The following is a 17,610-nucleotide window of genomic DNA, read 5'->3' as shown; positions in this document are numbered from 1 at the left end:
CGCGTCTTTATCCTGGTGCGCGCGCAATTATGCGATGAAGTTCACGAAGACAGGGAGCCATCTCGGCTCGGCCTGGCGACGGCGGCGTCCGCGGGCGCCGCCAGCAGGCGGCGGACGCCGCGCCACAGCGTGCGCCACACCCACCACACCAGCAGCGCACCCAGCACGCTCGCCCCAAGCAATACGGCCAGCGCCAGCCACGGATGCACCAGGGCCAGCGCGAGCGTGGCCAGGACCACCGAATCCTCGGTCAGCGAGGCGATCCAGTTGCTGGCCGGCTCCGGCGACGTGTTCAGCAAGGCGCGCGAGCCGGCCTTCAGCACGTGGCTGGTGAGCGCGACGCCGGCACCGGTGGCGAGCGCGCCGGCGCCCAGTTGGCCGTCCTGGGACAGCGTGGCCGCGGCCAGGAACGCGCCGGCCGGGATCCGGGTCAGGGTCTGCAGCAGGTCCCAGACCGAATCCACGCCGGGAATCTTGTCGGCGAAGAACTCGGCCAGCGCCAGTGCGCCGGAGGTGCCGAGCACCCACCACGACTCGGTGGCCTGCAGCGCCGGCGGCAAGTCCAGCCAGCCGAGCAGGCCGGCCACGCCGATCCCGAACACGGTCAGGTAGACGCGGATGCCGGCCAGCCAGGCCAGCAGGATGCCGATTACGAAGAGGTGGGCGTCGGTCATGGCGAGGCGCTCCTGCAGATGCGCGGGTGGCGGCCACTATCGGCCAAGCGTGCAGCGAAGGCCAGCGCACGGGCCGCGCGTGCCGGCAACGGCAAGCTACGGCGCGTGGCTTACACTAGCCGGCCGGCCGACCCCCCGCGAGGATCGACGCCGCTGCCGCCTCGGTGGCGCGGCTTTGACGATGAACCGACCCGTGCCCCGTTTCCAGATCGTGCCCAACGGCGCCGCGCCCGCGCGCGGACGTGGCCTGTGGCTGCTGATCGCCATCGTCTGGCTGCTGTCGCTGGCAGGAACCTGGCTGCTGGCCAGCCGCCAGGCCGCGCCCGAGTTGGGCGAGGTGAGGACGCAGCTGCGGCAGGCCGACGCCAAGCTGCAGGCGCAGCAGCGGCAGATCGACACGCTCAACCAGCGCCAGGCCACCCTGGCCCGCTCCGACCAGATCAGCCGCGCCGCCAACAACGAAGTGCAGAGTTCGCTGGCCGAGCGCGACGAGGAGATCGCCGGGCTGCGGGCCGACGTGGCCTTCTACGAGCGCCTGGTCGGCGCCACCAGCCAGCGCAAGGGCCTGACCGTGCATTCGGCCGAGTTCTCGGCCGAGGCCGGCGGCACCTGGCACTACAACGTGGTGCTGACCCAGAACCTCAACCGCGGCGCGATCAGCCAGGGGCAGATGCGCCTGGCGGTGGAAGGCGTGCGCGGCGGCAAGCTGGCCAGCGTGGGCTGGGACGAGCTGCACCAGAAGAGCGGCGTGCCCGGGCAGGACTATTCGTTCCGCTATTTCCAGCAGTTGGACGGCAGCGTGATCCTGCCCAAGGATTTCACCCCGCAACGGGTGCGAGTATCGCTGTCCGGCGGAGGGGCGCCGGTCACCCAGAGTTTCGATTGGACACTGGCCGGCAACGGCAAAGGGGAGTAGGCAGCTTATGTTCGGAAGCAACAAGAACGGCCGCAGCAGCGGCCAGACCGTGGTGGATACCCTGATCGGCGCGCAGGTGGTGATCCGGGGCGACCTGGTGTTCAGCGGCGGCCTGTACGTGGAAGGGCGCATCCTCGGCAAGGTGCTGGCCGAGGACGGCGCGCCGGCGACGCTGACCCTGTCCGAGCACGGCAGCATCGAGGGCGAGGTGCGCGCCCCGATCGTGATCATCAACGGCCAGCTGACCGGCGACGTGCATGCCGCCGAGCGCGTGGAACTGGCGCCGAAGGCGCGGGTGCAGGGCAACGTGCACTACCAGGTGGTGGAGATGAACGCCGGTGCGCAGCTGACCGGACGGCTGATCCATGCCGGCAGCATGGCCGCGCTGGCGCCGCCGGAGCGGGCGCACGAAGAACCGCAGGCCGAGCTGGCGCAGCGCGCGCTGACCGCGGCGGATGCTTGATTCGGCTCCCGGCCGCCCCCATCCTGCAGCCATGAGCACTCTCGTTTCCCTGCCCAGCGCCGCGCCCGCCCCCGACTACCAGTCGCTGGAGCGGCCGCTGAACTTCACCCAGGCCGCCGCGGCCAAGGTGCGCGAGCTGATCCGCGAGGAAGGCAACGACGCGTTGGCGCTGCGCGTGTACATCCAGGGTGGCGGCTGTTCCGGGTTCCAGTACGGCTTCGAGTTCGACGAGAACCGCGCCGAGGACGACCTGTCGGTGCGCACCGACGAGGTCACCCTGCTGGTCGACCCGCTGAGCCTGCAATACCTGATGGGCGCGGAAGTGGATTACAGCGAAGGCCTGCACGGCGCGCAGTTCGTGATCCGCAACCCCAACGCCAAGACCACCTGCGGCTGCGGCAGCAGCTTCAGCGTGTAGACACGCTGCGGCTTGCGGGATGCGCGGTTTGCCTGCACCCTGCGCCGCATGCCCGAACTGACGCCTGTTTCCTTCGCGTTCGCCGACGCGGTCATCGACCGCGCCGACGCGCTGCGCAACGATCCCGAAGCCCTGCGCCGCGCCTGGCCCAGCGCGCGCCTGCTGCTGCTCGATGCCGATGGCAATGCCTACGCCGATGCGCACGGCCAGCCGCTGGCGCTGACCGGCGCGGCGCTGGGCGACGTGGTCGAGCAGGCGATCTTTCTCGGCCTGCGCGATGGCGATGCCTGGTTCGCGGTGGGCGCGGGCATGCGCGACGCCGACATCGACCCGCCGCAGCGCATGGACCTGCGCCGCGCCGCCGCCGAGTGGCCGGCGTTCGCGTCCGGCCTGTTCGCCTATGCCCGCGGCATGCTGCACTGGCAATCGCGCACCCGCTTCTGCGGCGTCTGCGGCGGCGCCATCGGGTTCCGCCGCGGCGGCTTCCTCGGCGTCTGCGCGCAATGCGCCAGCGAACACTATCCGCGCGTGGATCCGGCGGTGATCGTCGCGGTCAGCGACGGCGCGCGGCTGCTGCTGGGGCGCCAGGCGAGCTGGCCGGCGCGGCGCTATTCGGTGATCGCCGGCTTCGTCGAGCCGGGCGAGTCGCTGGAGCAGACCGTGGCGCGCGAAGTGGCCGAGGAGACCCAGGTGCGGGTCCGGCCCGGCAGCTGCCGCTACTACGGCGCGCAGCCATGGCCGTTCCCCGGTGCGCTGATGCTCGGCTTCAGCGCGCTGGCCGAGCCCGACCTGCCGCAGGTGGATGGGGAGCTGGAAGACGCCCGCTGGTTCGAACGCGACGAGATCGGGGCCGCCCTGCAGCGCTCCGCGGCACAGGGCGACAGCGCCGACGACGGCCACGGCCTGCGCCTGCCGCCGGGCATCTCCATCGCACGCGCGCTGGTCGTGGACTGGTATCGCCGCGGCGGCACGCACGCGTAGGCCGCCCGGCGTCCGCTGCACACGCTTCAGAACGGTCCCGGAGGACCTGCATGTTCACTACCCTCGTCGCTGTGATCGTCGCCCTGGTGCTGGGCCATGTCGCGCCCGGCATGGTGGCCTCGCTGCGCCGTTTCGATGCCTATGGCGACTGGCTGTCGTGGCTGGATGCGCACGCCGGCGAAGGCAGCGGCTGGCGCGGCCGCTACGGCATCGCGCTGGCGCTGCTGCCGGCCTTGCTGCTGGTCGGCCTGCTGCAGTGGCTGCTCGCCGCGCCGCACCTGGGCCTGCTGGCGCTGCTGTTCGGGGTGCTGGTGCTGGCCTTCAGCTGGGGGCCGCGCGACCTGGATACCGATGTGGAAGCGGTGATCGAGGCCGACGACGTCGCCGCGCGGCGCGTGGCGGTCGCGCATCTGCACGCCGATGGCGGGCCGCCGCGCGAGGATCCGGCCGGGCTGGTGGAGGCGGTGGCGGTCAGCGCATTGCGGCGCTGGTTCGCGGTGCTGTTCTGGTTCCTGCTGCTGGGGCCGTTCGGCGCGCTCGGCTATCGCCTGCTGGCGCTGGCCGCGGTCGGCCCGTACGCGCCGCGGCTGCCGTTGGCCACCGCGCTCGGCGCACGCACCGTGCTGGCCGCGATGGAGTGGCCGGTGGCGCAGCTGATGACCTTCTCGCTGGCGCTGGTCGGCAATTTCGAGACCGTGTTCGGCGCCTGGCGTGCGGCCGGCGGCAATCGCTGGCAGCTGGACAGCGGCTTCCTCGGCCCGGTGGCCTGCGCCAGCGTGCGCGGTGAACTCGACGAGGAGGCGCACGACTACAGCGATGCCGGCATGGTGGTGCCGGTGCTGCGGCGCCTGCCGGAATTGCGCGACGCGATGAGCCAGATCTGGCGGGTATTGCTGCTGTGGCTGGTGGTGCTGGCGTTGCTGGTGATCGCCGGCTGGGTCAGCTGACTAACCCGGCGCGAGCAGGGTGAACGGAAACCACGGCAGGTTGCGCGCGATCCAGTAGCCGGGCAGCGCCAGCAGCCAGAAGTTCGGCCGCGACAGCAGCGCGACCACCGGCGCGAACCATGCCGCGCGCCAGCCCGCCTTCCACGCGATCAGGCCCGGCAGCACGGCCAGGCCCAGCATCGCCCCGGGATTCATCGCGAAGGCGCCGAGCGGATCCAGGTGCACCAGGGCGTGCAGCGCGCGGGTCATGCCGCAGCCGGGACAGTAGTAGCCGGTGAGCGCATGGAACAGGCACGGCGCGAACGGATTGTCCGCGGCGCTGGGATCGAACCGGTACAACAGCGCGCCGCCGGCCGCCGCGAGGGCGGTGGCGGCGCCGAGACACGCCCGTTGTTGCCAGGCGCGCATGCCGATCAGCTCATGTGCTGCATCTGGTTCACGTATTCCATGTAGCTCTGCATGCCGCCGGTCGCGACCATGCCGATGTTGATCAACAGGCCGATGATGGCCAGCGCGGTGGTCACCCAGCACCAGGTCTTGGCGCTGTTGGAGGCGCGCCGCGCGCCGTCCAGGTCGCCCTGGTTGAGCAGCCCGTTGACCTTGCTGGAGAACACGATGGCGACGATGCCCGGAATGATCGACGGACAGCACAGGCAGAACCCGAGCACCGTGGCGATGATCGCCCAGGCTAGATGATTGGGAATCGCGCCGGGGGCGGGCGGCGGCGTGACGGGGCTGACGGTGCTCATGTGTGGATCTCCTTGAGGGGCTATGCGCTGGGCATGGGGCCAAGTCTAGACGAGGTGGTCGCCGCGGCTCCATCTTTCGGCGCCGCGCGATGCGCTCAGTGCGGCGCCAGCAGGGTGAACGGGTACCACGGCAGATTGCGCAGCACCGCGTAGCCGAGCAGCAGCCACAGCCACAGGCGCGGATCGGCGAGGATCTTCAGCAGCGGCGCCAGCAGGCGCATGCGCAGCCCGGCGGCATTGAGCGCCATGATCGCCAACAGCGGCAGCGCCACCACCAGCAGCGGATTGGTCGCCATGGCATGGGCGATATCCAGGTGCACCAGTGCATGCAGGCAGCGGGTGCTGCCGCAGCCTGGGCAATACAGGCCGGTGAGCGCGTAGAACGGGCACGCAGGCAACGGATTGCCCGGCACATTGGGATCGACCCGGCGCAGCACCAGCGTCGCGACCACGGCGGCGCCGCTCAGTGCGGCCAGCGGCAGCCAGCGGGGCAGGGGGCGTGCGCGCAGGAACATCGGCAACGGAATCGTCGGTAACGGAATCGTGGAGCGATCGAACAAGGCCGCCGCGGCGCGCGGCAACGGCGGCCCGGATCGTCGATCAGTACGTGGTCGACGACTGCTGCATCATGCCCAGGCCACCCAGGGCGAAGATGAAGATCAGGTACAGCACGACCAGCACCACCCAGGCGATGACCGAGTAGATCGCCCACTTCTTGGCCTTGTCGGCCGATTCGCGGGCGCCGGCAACGTCGCCGGCGGCGAGCTTGGTGTTGACCTGGGCGGCGAACACGATCGAAACGATGCCCAGCGGTAGGCAGCAGAACAGCGTGCTCAGGATCGCCCAGACCAGATTGTTGGACACTTGCGGTGCGGTGGTATTCATCCGTGTTACTCCGGTTGCGTGGTGGAACGAAGAAAAAACGAGAAAGCGGGCGGACTCACTGCCCCAGCGCGCTGCTGAGGATCGCGATGCCGCCGAACAGCAGGAACCACAGCGCGAGCAGGATCGGCGCGGCCAGCGCCGACCACATCGCCCACAGGCCGGCCTTGCGCGAGGCGTCGCGTGCGCCGGCCACATCGCCGGCGGCGCGCTTGCCGTCCACCTGCGAGGCATAGACGATCGACACCACGCCCAGCGGCAGGCAGCAGAACAGCGTGGACAGGATCGCCCACACCAGATTGTTGGGGACGTAGATGCCCGCGCCGTTGGGCGGTGGTGGCGGCAATACCTGACTCAACTGATCGACCCCTGCAATGGACGCCGCTGCAGTACGCAGGCGTCTCCCCGGCGCCTAATCTACCCGAAGCGGCGTTTCCCGGCACCCCGCAGGTTCACGCGGCGTCCCCGCGCAGCTGCCGCACCTGCGCTTCCAGCAGCTCCGCGCTGACCTCGGCGGCCGCCACCGGCGCGCCCGCGATCACCTCCACGTGCGCGCGGAAGCGCCGCGGCACGCGCATGCGCCGCAGCCGCGAATCGCGCTTGCTCCACATGCTGGTCCACATGTTGCGCAGCGCCATCGGCACGACCGGCACCGCGCGGCGCTCGACGATCTTCTCCACGCCGGACTTGAACTTGGCGATCTCCCCGTCCTTGGTCAGCGCGCCCTCGGGGAAGATGCACACCAGTTCGCCCTCGGCCAGCGCCGCGTCGATCTCGTCGAACGCGCGCTGCATCAGCGCCGGGTCCTCGCGCGCGCCGGCGATCGGGATCGCCTTGGCGGTGCGGAAGATCCAGCGCATCACCGGGATGTTGAAGATGCGGTAGTACATGACGAAACGCACCGGGCGCGGGATCGACGCGGCCAGCACCAGCGCGTCCATGTAGCTGACGTGGTTGCACACGATCAACGCCGCGCCCTCGTCGGGCACGTGCCGCTCGATGCCGTGCAGGCGCAGCCGGTACAGCGCGCGCACCATCACCCAGCTGAGGAAACGCATCAGGAATTCGGGGACGATGCTGAAGATCCAGATCGCCACCACCGCGTTGGCGATGGCCAGCGCCAGGAACACCTGCGGGATGCTCAGCCCGGGCATCGGCACGCGCATGCCGAACAGCGTGAGCTGTTTCATCTGCAGCGCGATGCCGACCATCGCGGCGATGACGATGAACATCGAATTCTGGATGTTGAGCCCGGCGATGACCCGCGACAGTTCCGCCTTGGGCGTGCGGCTCTGGATCAGCGCGAACAGCGGCACCACGAACAGGCCGGTGCACAGGCCGATGCCGACCAGGTCGAGCATGATCCGCCAGCTGCCGGCCTGGTGCACGAACTGGCCGATGCCCAGCCCGGCCTGCAGCGCGCCGCCGGGGCGGGCGAAATACAGGTCGAGCATGAACGCGCTGATGCCGAACGCGCCCAGCGGCACCAGGCCGATCTCCACGGTGCGTCCGGACAGCTTCTCGCACAGCAGCGAGCCGGTGCCGGTGCCGATCGAGAACAGCGCCAGGGCGAAGATGTACAGGTCCTGCGCGCCGCCGAGATTGAGTTCGGCGTAGGTCGGCAACTGCGCGGTCAGCACGGTGCCGATGAACCAGAACCAGGACACGCCGAGCACCGCGTTGCGCACCGCCAGCTGGCGCCGGGTCAGGCGCATGATCGCCAGCGACTCGGGCAGCGGATTCCAGTTGATCTTCAGGTCCGGCGCGCCGGCATCGACCTTGGGAATGAGGCGCGCGACCAGGTTGCCGGTGACCGCCAGCGCGATCACCGCGGTGGCCGCGGCGACCGGGCCGTGGCTGCCGGCGATCTGGAAGATCAGTCCGCCCAGGATCATGCCGCACAGGATCGAGATCGAGGTGCCCATCTCGACCAGGCCGTTGCCGCCGGTCAGTTCCTCCGGCTTCAGCACCGAAGGCAGGATCGAATATTTCACCGGGCCGAACAGGGTGGACTGCAGGCCGGTGCAGAACAGCGCGACCAGCAGCACCGCCATGTTCTCGGTCAGAAAGCCGACCGCGGCCAGCGACATGATCGCGATCTCCATCGTGGTGGTGATCACCACCAGCCGCGATTTCTCCAGCTTCTCGGCGATCTGCCCGGCCAATGCGGAGAACAGGAAGTACGGCAGGATGAACAGCGCTGGCGCCAGATTGGTGTACAGCGTGCGCTGCTCGGGGGTGACGCCCAGATAGAACAGCAAGCCGATGATCGCCTGCCGGTAGACGTTGTCGTTGAACGCGCCCAACCCCTGGACCACGAAGAACGGCAGGAAGCGGCGCTGTTTCAGCAGGGCGAACTGGCTATGGCCGGACATGCAGGCTCCTTTGCGAACGCGCGCAGCCTAGCAGGTTCGTTGCGCGGCGGATGCGGCGCCGTGGGGCGCGGCGTGCCGCGATGCGGGCTGTGTCGGCGGTGGCGTCTGCGGGGGGAAGCGCGTGCTGGCTTTTTGCAGGCGGCGTCATGGTGGCGTGCTCCGTTCGTCGCGGCTGAAGCCGCGCCTACAGGGGGCTGCGGTGCGAGGCGATCCGGTTAGCCGGTTGCGACGGCGCCTGCCTGCTGCCGCAGCAGCGCGATCAGCGCGCGTGCGGCCGGGGTCGGGTCCGCGCGCCAGGTGGCGTAGGTCAGGAAGCGGAAGCGCTCGCGCAGCGCGATCACCGCCACGCCGTGCATCGCCGCGGCCATGGTCTGCGGCACGATCGCCAGGCCCAGGTCCTCGACCACCAGTTGCCGTTGCAGATCGGCATGGGTGACCTCGTACTGCAGGCGCTGGCGCAGGCCGGCCTCGGCAAAGGCGCGGTCGATGATGCCGCGCACGCCGGCGCCGGCGATCAGCCCGGCCATCGGCGCGTCCTCCAGTTCGTGCAGGGACACTTCGGCGCGCGCGGCGAAGCGGTTGCCGGGCGCGGCGATCAGCGCCAGCGGTTCCTCGTGCAGCAGCAGGCGCTGCTCGGGCAGGACGATATGCGGGCCGACCCCGACCAGGGCCACGTCCAGCCGGCCTTCGCCCAGATCGAGCAGCAGCGCATCGCTCATGCCGGTGCGCAGGTGCACGTCCACCGCGCTATGCGCGGCGCGGAAGCGGCGCAGCAGGGCCGGTACCTGCACCGTGGTCAGCGAGGAGATCTGGCCGATGTGCAGGCGCCCGCGCACGGTGCCGAGCGCCTGCGCCATCTCCTCGTGCAGGCGTTCGGCCGCGCGCAGGGTTTCGCGGGCGTTGTGCAGGAATACCTCGCCGGCGGCGGTCAGCCGCACCTGCCGCGCACCGCGCTCGAACAGGCGCGCGCCCAGCGCTTCCTCGATCTTGGCGATCTGGTGGCTCAGCGCCGACTGCACCGTGTGGCAGCGCCGCGCGGCGGCGGTGAAGCTGCCCTCCTCGGCCACGGCGACGGCGAACTCGAGTTGGCGCAGGGTCAGCATGGCATCTGCAAACGAGATGGATCGAGTGAAAACAATACATTGGAAAGATCGATGGCGCTTGCCCAGACTGGCGCCATTCCTTCCGCACCCTTGGATTCCGCTCATGGACAGCTCCCCGCATCCGCCGTTGCACCGTGGCCTGGTGCTGCTGATGGCCGCCGCCACCGGCCTGGCGGTGGCCAGCAACTATTACGCGCAGCCGCTGCTGGAAGTGCTGGCGCAGACCTTCGCGATCGACGTGCGCAGCGCCGGCGCGGTGGTCACCACCGCGCAACTGGCCTACGCCGCCGGCTTGCTGTTGCTGGTGCCGCTGGGCGACCGCTTCGAGCGCCGCAGCCTGATCGTGGGGCTGTACGCGCTCAGTGCGGTGGGCCTGCTGATCAGCGCCGCCTCGACCAGCTTCGCGCTGCTGCTGCTCGGCACCCTGGTCACCGGACTCAGCTCGGTGGCCGCGCAGATCCTGGTGCCGTTCGCCGCCACCCTGGCCGCGCCGCACGAGCGCGGGCGGGTGGTCGGCACGGTGATGAGCGGCCTGCTGCTGGGCATCCTGCTGGCGCGCACCGTGTCCGGGCTGCTGGCCGGCGTCGGCGGCTGGCATGTCGTGTACTGGGTGGCCGCGGCGCTGATCCTGCTGGTGGCGGCGCTGCTGTGGCGCGCGCTGCCGCGGCATCCGGGCAATCCGCGACTGTCCTATCCGCACCTGATCGGTTCGGTGCTGGCGCTGTTGCGCGACGAACCGGTGCTGCGCGCGCGCGCGATCCTGGGCGGGCTGATCTTCGCCGGTTTCAGCATGTTCTGGACCACGCTGGCGTTCCTGCTGTCCGGTCCCAGCTACGGCTACGGCACCGCGACGATCGGCCTGTTCGGCCTGATCGGCGCCGCCGGCGCGTTCGCCGCCAACCTGTCGGGCAAGCTCGCCGACCGCGGCGCCGGGCACTGGGTGGGCTGGGGCGGGCTGGCCATGCTGCTGCTGTCGTGGCTGCTGCTGGCCGCCGCGCCGCACTCGCTGTGGCTGCTGATCGCCGGGGTGCTGCTGCTGGACGTGGCGGTGCAGGGCGTGCACATCGGCAACCAGCACGTGATCTACCAACTGGATCCGAAGGCGCGCAACCGCATCACCTCGGCCTACGTCACCTGCTATTTCATCGGCGGCGCGATCGGTTCCAGCCTCGGCACCGCCGCCTACGCCTACGCCGGCTGGCGCGGGGTGGTGGTCGGCGGCGCGGCGCTGGCGGTGGCGGCGCTGCTGTGGATGGGCGTCAGCGTGCGGCCGGCACGGCCGCCGGCGGCGCTGGCGCCGCTGCCGGAGCGGTGACCGCGTGCGCGGCGGCGCGCAGCTTGGGCAGCAGGCGCAGGGTCAGCGCCAACTGGTTGCGCACCAGCCGCCGCTTGGCCTCGTCGATCCCGTCCTCGTGCTCCAGCGCATCGGCCATGCCCACCTCGGCCGATTCGTCGGCCGGCGGTAGCGCCTGGCGCTGCGCCAGCGCGTCGGCGATCGCGCCCAGGGTGTCCTGCAGGTAACCGCCGGCGCGGTCGATGGCCGGATCGGCCTCGCCGGCCAGCGCGGCGCGGTGCGCGCCCAGCGCCGACAGGTAGCCGAGCAAGGTGTTGGACAGCGCCAGGAAGCGGAAGCCCGCATCCAGGTTGCGGCGGTAGCGGCCGGGTTCGCGCAGCATGTTGGACAGCGCCACCGACAGCGCGGCGTCGGCGTTGTGCATGTCGCGCCGGGCGATGCGGTAGGGCAGGTCGTCGCGCATGCCGCTGCGGTATTGCTCCAGCACCTGCGCCAGGTAGCGCGCGCAGCTGGCCAGCACCGTGGCCATCACCTGGTTGAGGCGCCGGCCCTGCCAGTCGGGCAGGATCAGGAACGAGGCCGCCGCGGCGATCGCGCAGCCGATCAGCGTATCCACCAGACGCGGCCAGATCAGCACGAAGCCGTCGCCGAGCAGGTTGAAGCAGAACAGCGCCATCACCGTGATCGCGGCGGTGGCCAGCATGTAGCGGTCGGTGCGGGTGACGAAGAACAGCAGCGCGCCGAACAGCGCGAACAGCAGCTGCAGTTCGGTGCCGGGGAACAGCTGCATCAGCGCCCAGGTCGCGATCAGCCCGATCAGCGTGCCGGCGATGCGCTGCGCCAGGCGCAGCCGGGTGGCGCCGTAGTTGGGCCGGCACACGAAGGCGGTGGTGAGCAGGATCCAGTAGCCGTTGCTGGCGTGGATGGACTGCATGATGGCGTAGCCGACCACCAGCGCGATCGCCATGCGCAGCCCGTGCCGGAACAGCACCGAGCCCGGGGTGAGCTGCTGGCCGACGCGCACCAGCATCTCGCGCAAGGTGTGCGGCGAGGAGTCGCGCAGGCGGGTGTCGAGGGTGTCGCTGGTGGTGTCCGATTGCGCGGCCTCGGACAGCCGCCGCTCGATGCTCTGCAGGTTGGTGACCAGCAGTTCCAGCGAACCGAGCAGCCGCGCCTGGCGCGGGTCGGCCTGGGCGTGCAGGAAGTCCAGCGACTGGCGCAGGTCGGTGGTGGCCTGCTGGGTCTGCTCGCCGTATTCGAACGGCTGGCGCATCCGGATCGCTTCGCCCAGCGCGGCGCAGGCCTTGCCCTGCAGGGCCAGCAGGCGCTGGCAGCGGTACAGCACGTCGCTGTGGAAGAACGCGTCGGTCAGCGCCTCGTAGGGATAGTGCGAGGAGCTGGCGCGTTCGTGGAAATCCTGCGCCATGTAGTACAGCCGGAAGTACAGGCCGGACTGCACGCCGGGCCGGCCGGAGCGGCCGAAGCGGCTCATGATCGCGGTCTTGGCCGCGTTCAGCGCCGCCACCACCTGCGCGTTCTGCTCGGCCAGCGCCAGCCGCCGCGCGTGCAGGTCGCTCTGTCGCACCGGTTCGAACAGCGCGGCCTTGAGCCGCAGGTAGCGGCCGAGTTCGAAGAACAGCCGCGACAGCCGCTCGCGCACCGGGCGGTTGGCGAACAGGAGCGTCCACAGGATCGACAGCAGCCCGTACCAGGCCGCACCGAGCATCAACAGGCCGATGCCGTGCCAGGCGCTGCCGCCGACGTGGCCGGAACGGCCGCCATGGTCGATGCCGATCATCGCGTAGATCGCCAGCGCCACCGTGGCCTGGGCGATGGAGGCGTAGCGTTCGCCGAGCGCGCCGAGCAGGGTCAGGGCGAAGGTGGACAGCGCCATGCCGGCGACGAACGCCAGCGGATACGGGAACAGCAGCACCACCGCGGCCGCGGCGGCGGCGAAGCACAGCAGCGACAGCAGCACCGACTTGATCCGGCCCAGCCAGTTGTCGTCGGTCTCGGCGATGGCGCTGGCGATGGCGCCGAGGAAGATCGCCGGCAGCGCGGTCAGTTGCTGCTGCTGCCAGCACACGCCCATCGCCACGCCCAGGGCGATGAACACGCGCAGCCCGTAGCTGGCCTTTTCGTGGGCCCACAGGCGGCTGAGGCGGGTTTCGATCGAGGATTTCGGCACGGCGACACGATAACGCAACGCTGGCCGCGATGATGCTTGCCGACGCCGAAGTGGGTCGGCGAGCATCGGCACTGCGTCCGCGGTGCGGCCGTCGCCGCTGTCCTGCGGTCGCCGCTGCGCCTTGCCGCGGCAAGGCGCAGCGCGGCGCTCAAAGTTCGAACGTGGCGCTCAGCGACCAGGTGCGCGGCTGGCCGTAGCCGTTGCCGTCGTTGGTCCAGTAGCGGCGGTCGGTGAGGTTGGTGAGTTCGCCGCGCAGCGTCAGCGGCGTGGCGCCCCAGTGCGTGCGATAGCCGAGGCCGGCATCGAGCAGGGTGAAGGACGGCAGCTTCAGGTCGTACAGGTCGTTCCACATCGACGCACCGTACGGCTGCGAGCCGTAGTGCTTGGCGGCCGCGTGCACGCTCAGCCCGGGCACGGCGTCGAATGCGTACGCGGTGTCGAGCGTGGCCTGGAACCTGGCCACGCCGGCGGGGGTGCGGCCGACCGCGGCGGCCTCGTTGCGCAGGTATTCGGCATCGACCCAGGTCGCGCCGGCGCCGATGCGCCAGTTCGGCGTGGCCTGCACGTGGCCGCTGAGGTCGAATCCCTGGTAGCGCACCTCGCCGTCCTGCACGTAGTAGTTGGCGGCATTGCCGTATTCGGCGCCGCGCTCGATGCGGAACCAGGCCGCATCCAGCGCCCAGCGCGCATGCTCCAGCTTGTAGCCCAGCTCGTACTGCTTGCTTTCCAGCGGCGGCAGCAGCGTGTTGCGGTTCTCGTAGAGCTGGCCGACGGTGCTGCCCTGCTCCAGCGATTCCACGTAGCTGGCGTACACGGTCTGGTCTTCGCGCGGCTTGAACAGCAGCGCCACGGTCGGGGTGTTGACCGACTTCTGGTAGCGCGCGGTGTGCGTGCCGTCCACGTCCCAGCTGTTCTGTTCGTAGCGGGTGTGGCGCAGGCCCAGCAGCAGCGACCAGTGCGCGCCGACGCTGAGCGTGTCGCTGGCGAACAGCGCGTTCTGCTCGACCCGGTCGCTGCGGTAGGTGTCGCGCGAATGGGTGCTGTGGTAACTGAGCGCGCTGTCCTCGTACAGGTTGGAGGTACCCAGCTGGTACCACAGGTTCTGCTTGGCCCAGCCGCTGTCGGCCTGTTGCCAGCTCGCGCCGGCGACCAGCTGGTGGTCGATCGGGCCGGTGCTGAAGCGGCCTTCGAGCAGGCCCTGCGCCAGGTAGTTCTCGGCGAGGTTGCCCAGGTCGTAGATATACGTGTTGGTGTCGCCCTCGCGGTTGAGCACGTAGTCCCAGATCTTGTTGATCGAACTGCGGTACTTGCTGTAGCTCAGGTCCAGGCGCGCGTTCCAGGCATCGTCGATCCGCCAGCGCAGGCCGGTCATCGCCGACTGCATCTCGGTGTTGAAGAAGGTGTCGCGGATGGCGCGGTCGCGGCGCGGGTCGAGGCGGCGCGGCAGGGCGCTGTCGCCATAGCCGTAGAAGGTGATGGTCGGCGCTTCGTTCTCCAGCTTGCGGTCCTGGTAGAGCAGGTCGGCGGTCCAGGTGAGATCGTCGCTCAGGCGCGCATCCAGCCCCAGCGAGGCCAGCGTGCGCTCGACGTGGGTGTCGTTGTAGGTATCGCCCTGTTCGCGCAGCACGTTGAGGCGGTAGCCGAAGCGGTCGTCCTCGCCGAAGCGGCGGCCGTTGTCGAGCTGCGCGCTGTATACGCCGCCGTCGCGGTAGCCGACGCTCAGGTCCAGCAGCGGGGTGTCGGTGGGCTTCTTGGTGATGTAGTTGACGATGCCGCCAGGGGCGCCGAAGCCGTACATGAAGCCGCTGGCGCCCTTGAGCAACTGCACCTGCTCCATGGTCTCGCTAGGCCACTCGGCGCCGTAGGTGTACAGCGGCATGCCGTTGAGCTTGTAGCCGTTGCTGTAGCTGACCGGCAGGCCGCGCACCTGGATGGTGGTGTACCAGCTGCTGTTGTAGGCGCCGACGTTGCCGGAGACCGACGGATCGGTCATGAACATCTGCGCCAGCGAGTTGACCTGGCGCTCCTGCAGGGCGTCGGCATCGATGCGGGTGATCGAGAACGGGGTGTCGCGCGCGGGCCGTTCGCCCAGGGCGCCGGCCGGCGCCTCGGCGCGCTCGGCGTTGACCCGGACCGCGTCCAGCTCGGTGGCCTTGCGTTCGGCGGGGTCGGCATCGGTCTCGGCCGCTGTGGCATGGGCGGATGCGCAGAGCGCGGCCACCAGCGCGAGCGGCAACAGGGAATGGCGTGGGAGTCGGGTGGGCATGACGGGTTCCGTTGGTCGGGGAAGAGGGCGTCGTGCCTTGCCGCTGGGGCTGGGTGGACGAAAGGCGCGGCGGCCGCTGCGCAGGCCGCCGCGCGGTTCACAGGTCGAACTGCACGCTCACCGCATAGGTGCGCGGCGCGCCGACGCTGTTGGTGATCCAGTACTTGCGGTCGGTGAGGTTGTCGATGCTCGCGCGCCAGGTCAGCGGATGCCCGTGCAGGCGCATGCGATAGCCGGCGCCGACATTGGCCAGCGTGTAGTCCGGCAGCTTCAGCGTGTTGGCGGTGTCGTACCAGACGTCGCCGAAGTAGCGCAGCGCGGCATAGACGCTGAGTCCGTCGATGCCGGGGAACGCGTAGTCCACGTGCGCCACGCCTTGCCAGCGCGCCGCGAAGCTGACCCGGTGGCCTTGATCGGCGGCGTTGTCCGGCGAGAGTTTGTCGTAGCGCGGATCCAGCCAGGTGGCGCCGGCGCCGAGGCTCAGTTGCTCGGTGAGGCGGTAGTCGCCGCTCAGTTCGATGCCGTCGTACAGGGTGACGCCGTCCTGCTCCAGATATTTGCCGGCCGCGGTGATGCGGTCGATGCTGGCGCCGCGCTCCAGCCGGAACGCGGCCGCGTTGGCGTTCCAGCGCGGATAGGCGATCTTGGCGCCGATCTCGTACTGCTTGCTGATGGTGGGGTCGAGCACCTGGCCGGCGTTGATGTAGTCGTCGCCGACGCGGCCGCCGGCTTCCAGCGATTCGATGTAGCTGGCATACAGCGTGACCGTGTCGGCCGGCTTGTACATCAGCGCATAGGTCGGCGTGACCGGATAGGTGTGGTACGTGCCGACCTGTTCGTAGTCGTTGTAGCGCCAGCCGGCCAGCAGCGACCAGCCCGGCGCGAAGGCGACGGTGTCGCTGACGAACAGCGCCTTCTGCAGCGTCTCGCTGCTGCGGGTCATCACCCGCGAGGCGCTGCTGTAGTGGGTCATGCCCTGCCAGTCGTAGAGGTTGCCGCGGCCGATGGTCTGCCACACGTAGGGGCGGTCCCAGCCGGTGGCGTCCTGGCGCGAGGCGCCGGCCACCAGCTGGTGGCTCAGCGGTCCGGTGGCGAAGCGGCCCTGCAGCATCAGCTGCACCAGCTTCCACTCGCTCCTGCCGCCCAGCTCGTAGGCGTTGACGGCGTAGTCGCCGTTGCCGTCGTCGATGTAGGCGAAGATCTTGTTGACGTCGTTCCACGAGGTGGTGACGCCGTAGTTCAGGCTGGCCTTCCAGCCGTCGGCGAAGCGCCATTCCAGCCCGGTCGACAGCAGGCGGGAGCGGGTGTCGTAGTACGAACCGGTCACCGAGCGGTCGGCGTCGCCGGCGATCGCGCGCGGCACCGCGCTCAGGCCGATGAAGTAGTACTGCAGCGCTTCCTCGGACAGCTGGCGGCTCTGGTAGACCAGGTCGGCGGTCCAGGTGAGGCGATCGCTCAGGCGCGCGTTCAGCGCGGCCGAGACGACCTTGCGGTCGACCTCGCCGCCGTTGTACGTCTCGCCTTTCTCGCGGAAGGCGTTGAGGCGGTAGCCGAACATGTCCTGGTTGCCGAAGCGCCCGCCCGCGTCGAGCTGGGCGCTGGCCACGGCGTCCGAGCGCCAGCCGAGCCTGGCCGACAGGGTGGTGTCGTCGGTCGGTTTCTTGGTCAGGTAATTGACCAGGCCGCCGGGCTGGCCGAAGCCGTACAGGAAGCCGGCCGGTCCCTTCAGCAGTTCCACCTGTTCCATCGCTTCCAGCGGCCATTCGCTGCCCCAGGACGAGACCTGCAGGCCGTTGACGCGGTAGCTGTCGTAGCTCAGGCCGAGCCCGCGGTTGATGATCGGCGAACTCCAGCCGCTGGAATAGGCGCCGACCTGGGTGACCACCGACGGATCGTTGAAGAAGGCATTGCCCAGCGACACCACCTGGCGCTTGTCGAGGTCGTCGCGGTCCAGCACCTGGATCGCGAACGGCGTGTCCTGCACGTTGCGTTCGCCCAGCGCCCCGGCATTGGCATGCACGCGCGCGGCGGTCACGCTGACCGCGTCCAGCTCGGTCGCCTGCTCGCTCTCCGCGTCTCCGGCATGGGCGTCGCAGGCCAGCAGGAGCGCGGCGGCGAGCGCGGCCAGGCGCACGCCGCGATGGAATCGGCAGGGGAGCACATGCGCGGCGTGCGCGGACGGACAAGACATCGGCAGCATCCTTTTCTGCGGGCAGCAGCGTGCCGCCCGCGATCGGCGAAAGCGGTGGGAGAGGAAGGGGGATGGCTGACCGCTGGATGTCCCGGATGCGGGAAACTGGCTCCGTCGACGCGGAGCCATGCGCTGGCTAATGCGAATTGTTCTCTTTTGTGAA

17 protein-coding genes are annotated in these 17,610 nt (G+C 69.9%); 6 read left to right on the top strand and 11 right to left on the bottom strand.

The window, feature by feature from the left end; all coding sequences use genetic code 11:
* Positions 1-41 precede the first annotated feature (41 nt).
* Complete coding sequence (locus tag HDC36_RS15850) at positions 42-674, bottom strand: DUF4126 domain-containing protein (RefSeq protein WP_179569143.1); 633 nt, start codon at positions 672-674, stop codon at positions 42-44.
* Between the two features lie 181 nt (positions 675-855).
* Between HDC36_RS15850 and HDC36_RS15845 the strand changes: the two genes are divergently transcribed.
* The 5 genes from HDC36_RS15845 to HDC36_RS15825 are packed head-to-tail and all read left to right on the top strand — an operon-like array spanning position 856 to position 4,399.
* Positions 856-1,590, top strand: coding sequence for a DUF6776 family protein (locus HDC36_RS15845; RefSeq protein ID WP_179569141.1), 735 nt, complete (start codon positions 856-858; stop codon positions 1,588-1,590).
* A gap of 7 nt (positions 1,591-1,597) precedes the next feature.
* Complete coding sequence (locus HDC36_RS15840; protein ID WP_179569139.1) at positions 1,598-2,053, top strand: polymer-forming cytoskeletal protein; 456 nt, start codon at positions 1,598-1,600, stop codon at positions 2,051-2,053.
* Between the two features lie 31 nt (positions 2,054-2,084).
* Positions 2,085-2,471: an iron-sulfur cluster insertion protein ErpA gene (gene erpA / locus HDC36_RS15835; RefSeq protein WP_053836095.1), complete on the top strand. Its 387-nt coding sequence runs from the start codon at positions 2,085-2,087 to the stop codon at positions 2,469-2,471.
* Positions 2,472-2,519: 48 nt separating this feature from the next.
* Positions 2,520-3,452, top strand: a complete 933-nt coding sequence (gene nudC, locus HDC36_RS15830; protein WP_179569137.1) for an NAD(+) diphosphatase — start codon at positions 2,520-2,522, stop codon at positions 3,450-3,452.
* Positions 3,453-3,502: 50 nt separating this feature from the next.
* Complete coding sequence (locus HDC36_RS15825; protein ID WP_179569135.1) at positions 3,503-4,399, top strand: hypothetical protein; 897 nt, start codon at positions 3,503-3,505, stop codon at positions 4,397-4,399.
* Here HDC36_RS15825 and HDC36_RS15820 read toward each other — a convergent pair whose 3' ends face one another.
* The 7 genes from HDC36_RS15820 to HDC36_RS15790 all read right to left on the bottom strand — a co-directional run bounded on the left by HDC36_RS15820 (position 4,400) and on the right by HDC36_RS15790 (position 9,508).
* Positions 4,400-4,807 (bottom strand): DUF2752 domain-containing protein, encoded by a 408-nt coding sequence (locus tag HDC36_RS15820; RefSeq protein ID WP_179569133.1) that lies wholly within the window; start codon positions 4,805-4,807, stop codon positions 4,400-4,402.
* Positions 4,808-4,812: 5 nt separating this feature from the next.
* The gene (locus HDC36_RS15815) at positions 4,813-5,148 is read right to left on the bottom strand and encodes a CD225/dispanin family protein (protein WP_179569131.1); all 336 of its coding nucleotides are present in this window, start codon (positions 5,146-5,148) and stop codon (positions 4,813-4,815) included.
* 95 nt (positions 5,149-5,243) lie between these two features.
* Positions 5,244-5,663 (bottom strand): DUF2752 domain-containing protein, encoded by a 420-nt coding sequence (locus HDC36_RS15810; protein ID WP_179569129.1) that lies wholly within the window; start codon positions 5,661-5,663, stop codon positions 5,244-5,246.
* Between the two features lie 85 nt (positions 5,664-5,748).
* Positions 5,749-6,033 (bottom strand): CD225/dispanin family protein, encoded by a 285-nt coding sequence (locus HDC36_RS15805; RefSeq protein ID WP_179569127.1) that lies wholly within the window; start codon positions 6,031-6,033, stop codon positions 5,749-5,751.
* Between the two features lie 55 nt (positions 6,034-6,088).
* Positions 6,089-6,388 (bottom strand): CD225/dispanin family protein, encoded by a 300-nt coding sequence (locus tag HDC36_RS15800; RefSeq protein WP_179569125.1) that lies wholly within the window; start codon positions 6,386-6,388, stop codon positions 6,089-6,091.
* 94 nt (positions 6,389-6,482) lie between these two features.
* Complete coding sequence (locus HDC36_RS15795; protein WP_179569123.1) at positions 6,483-8,405, bottom strand: MFS transporter; 1,923 nt, start codon at positions 8,403-8,405, stop codon at positions 6,483-6,485.
* A gap of 215 nt (positions 8,406-8,620) precedes the next feature.
* On the bottom strand, positions 8,621-9,508 hold the full coding sequence (locus HDC36_RS15790; RefSeq protein ID WP_179569120.1) for a LysR family transcriptional regulator: 888 nt from the start codon (positions 9,506-9,508) through the stop codon (positions 8,621-8,623).
* A gap of 103 nt (positions 9,509-9,611) precedes the next feature.
* On the opposite strand from HDC36_RS15790, the gene HDC36_RS15785 reads away from it, so the two are divergent.
* Complete coding sequence (locus tag HDC36_RS15785) at positions 9,612-10,823, top strand: MFS transporter (protein ID WP_179569118.1); 1,212 nt, start codon at positions 9,612-9,614, stop codon at positions 10,821-10,823.
* Here the strand turns inward: HDC36_RS15785 and yccS are convergent.
* The 3 genes from yccS to HDC36_RS15770 all read right to left on the bottom strand — a co-directional run bounded on the left by yccS (position 10,768) and on the right by HDC36_RS15770 (position 17,447).
* Entirely contained in the window at positions 10,768-13,056 is a 2,289-nt protein-coding gene (gene yccS, locus HDC36_RS15780) for a YccS family putative transporter (RefSeq protein WP_179569116.1), read from the bottom strand. The genes HDC36_RS15785 and yccS overlap by 56 nt on opposite strands.
* An 82-nt stretch (positions 13,057-13,138) precedes the next feature.
* On the bottom strand, positions 13,139-15,256 hold the full coding sequence (locus tag HDC36_RS15775) for a TonB-dependent receptor (protein WP_179569114.1): 2,118 nt from the start codon (positions 15,254-15,256) through the stop codon (positions 13,139-13,141).
* Between the two features lie 97 nt (positions 15,257-15,353).
* Entirely contained in the window at positions 15,354-17,447 is a 2,094-nt protein-coding gene (locus tag HDC36_RS15770; RefSeq protein WP_179569112.1) for a TonB-dependent receptor, read from the bottom strand.
* Between the last annotated feature and the right edge of the window lie 163 nt (positions 17,448-17,610).

The organism is Xanthomonas sp. JAI131 (genome assembly GCF_013410075.1).
In the GTDB taxonomy this organism is placed as follows: Bacteria; Pseudomonadota; Gammaproteobacteria; order Xanthomonadales; family Xanthomonadaceae; genus Xanthomonas_A; species Xanthomonas_A bonasiae.
The sequence above is the reverse complement of the archived record's forward strand: the minus strand, read 5'-3'. Positions and strand labels throughout refer to the sequence as shown.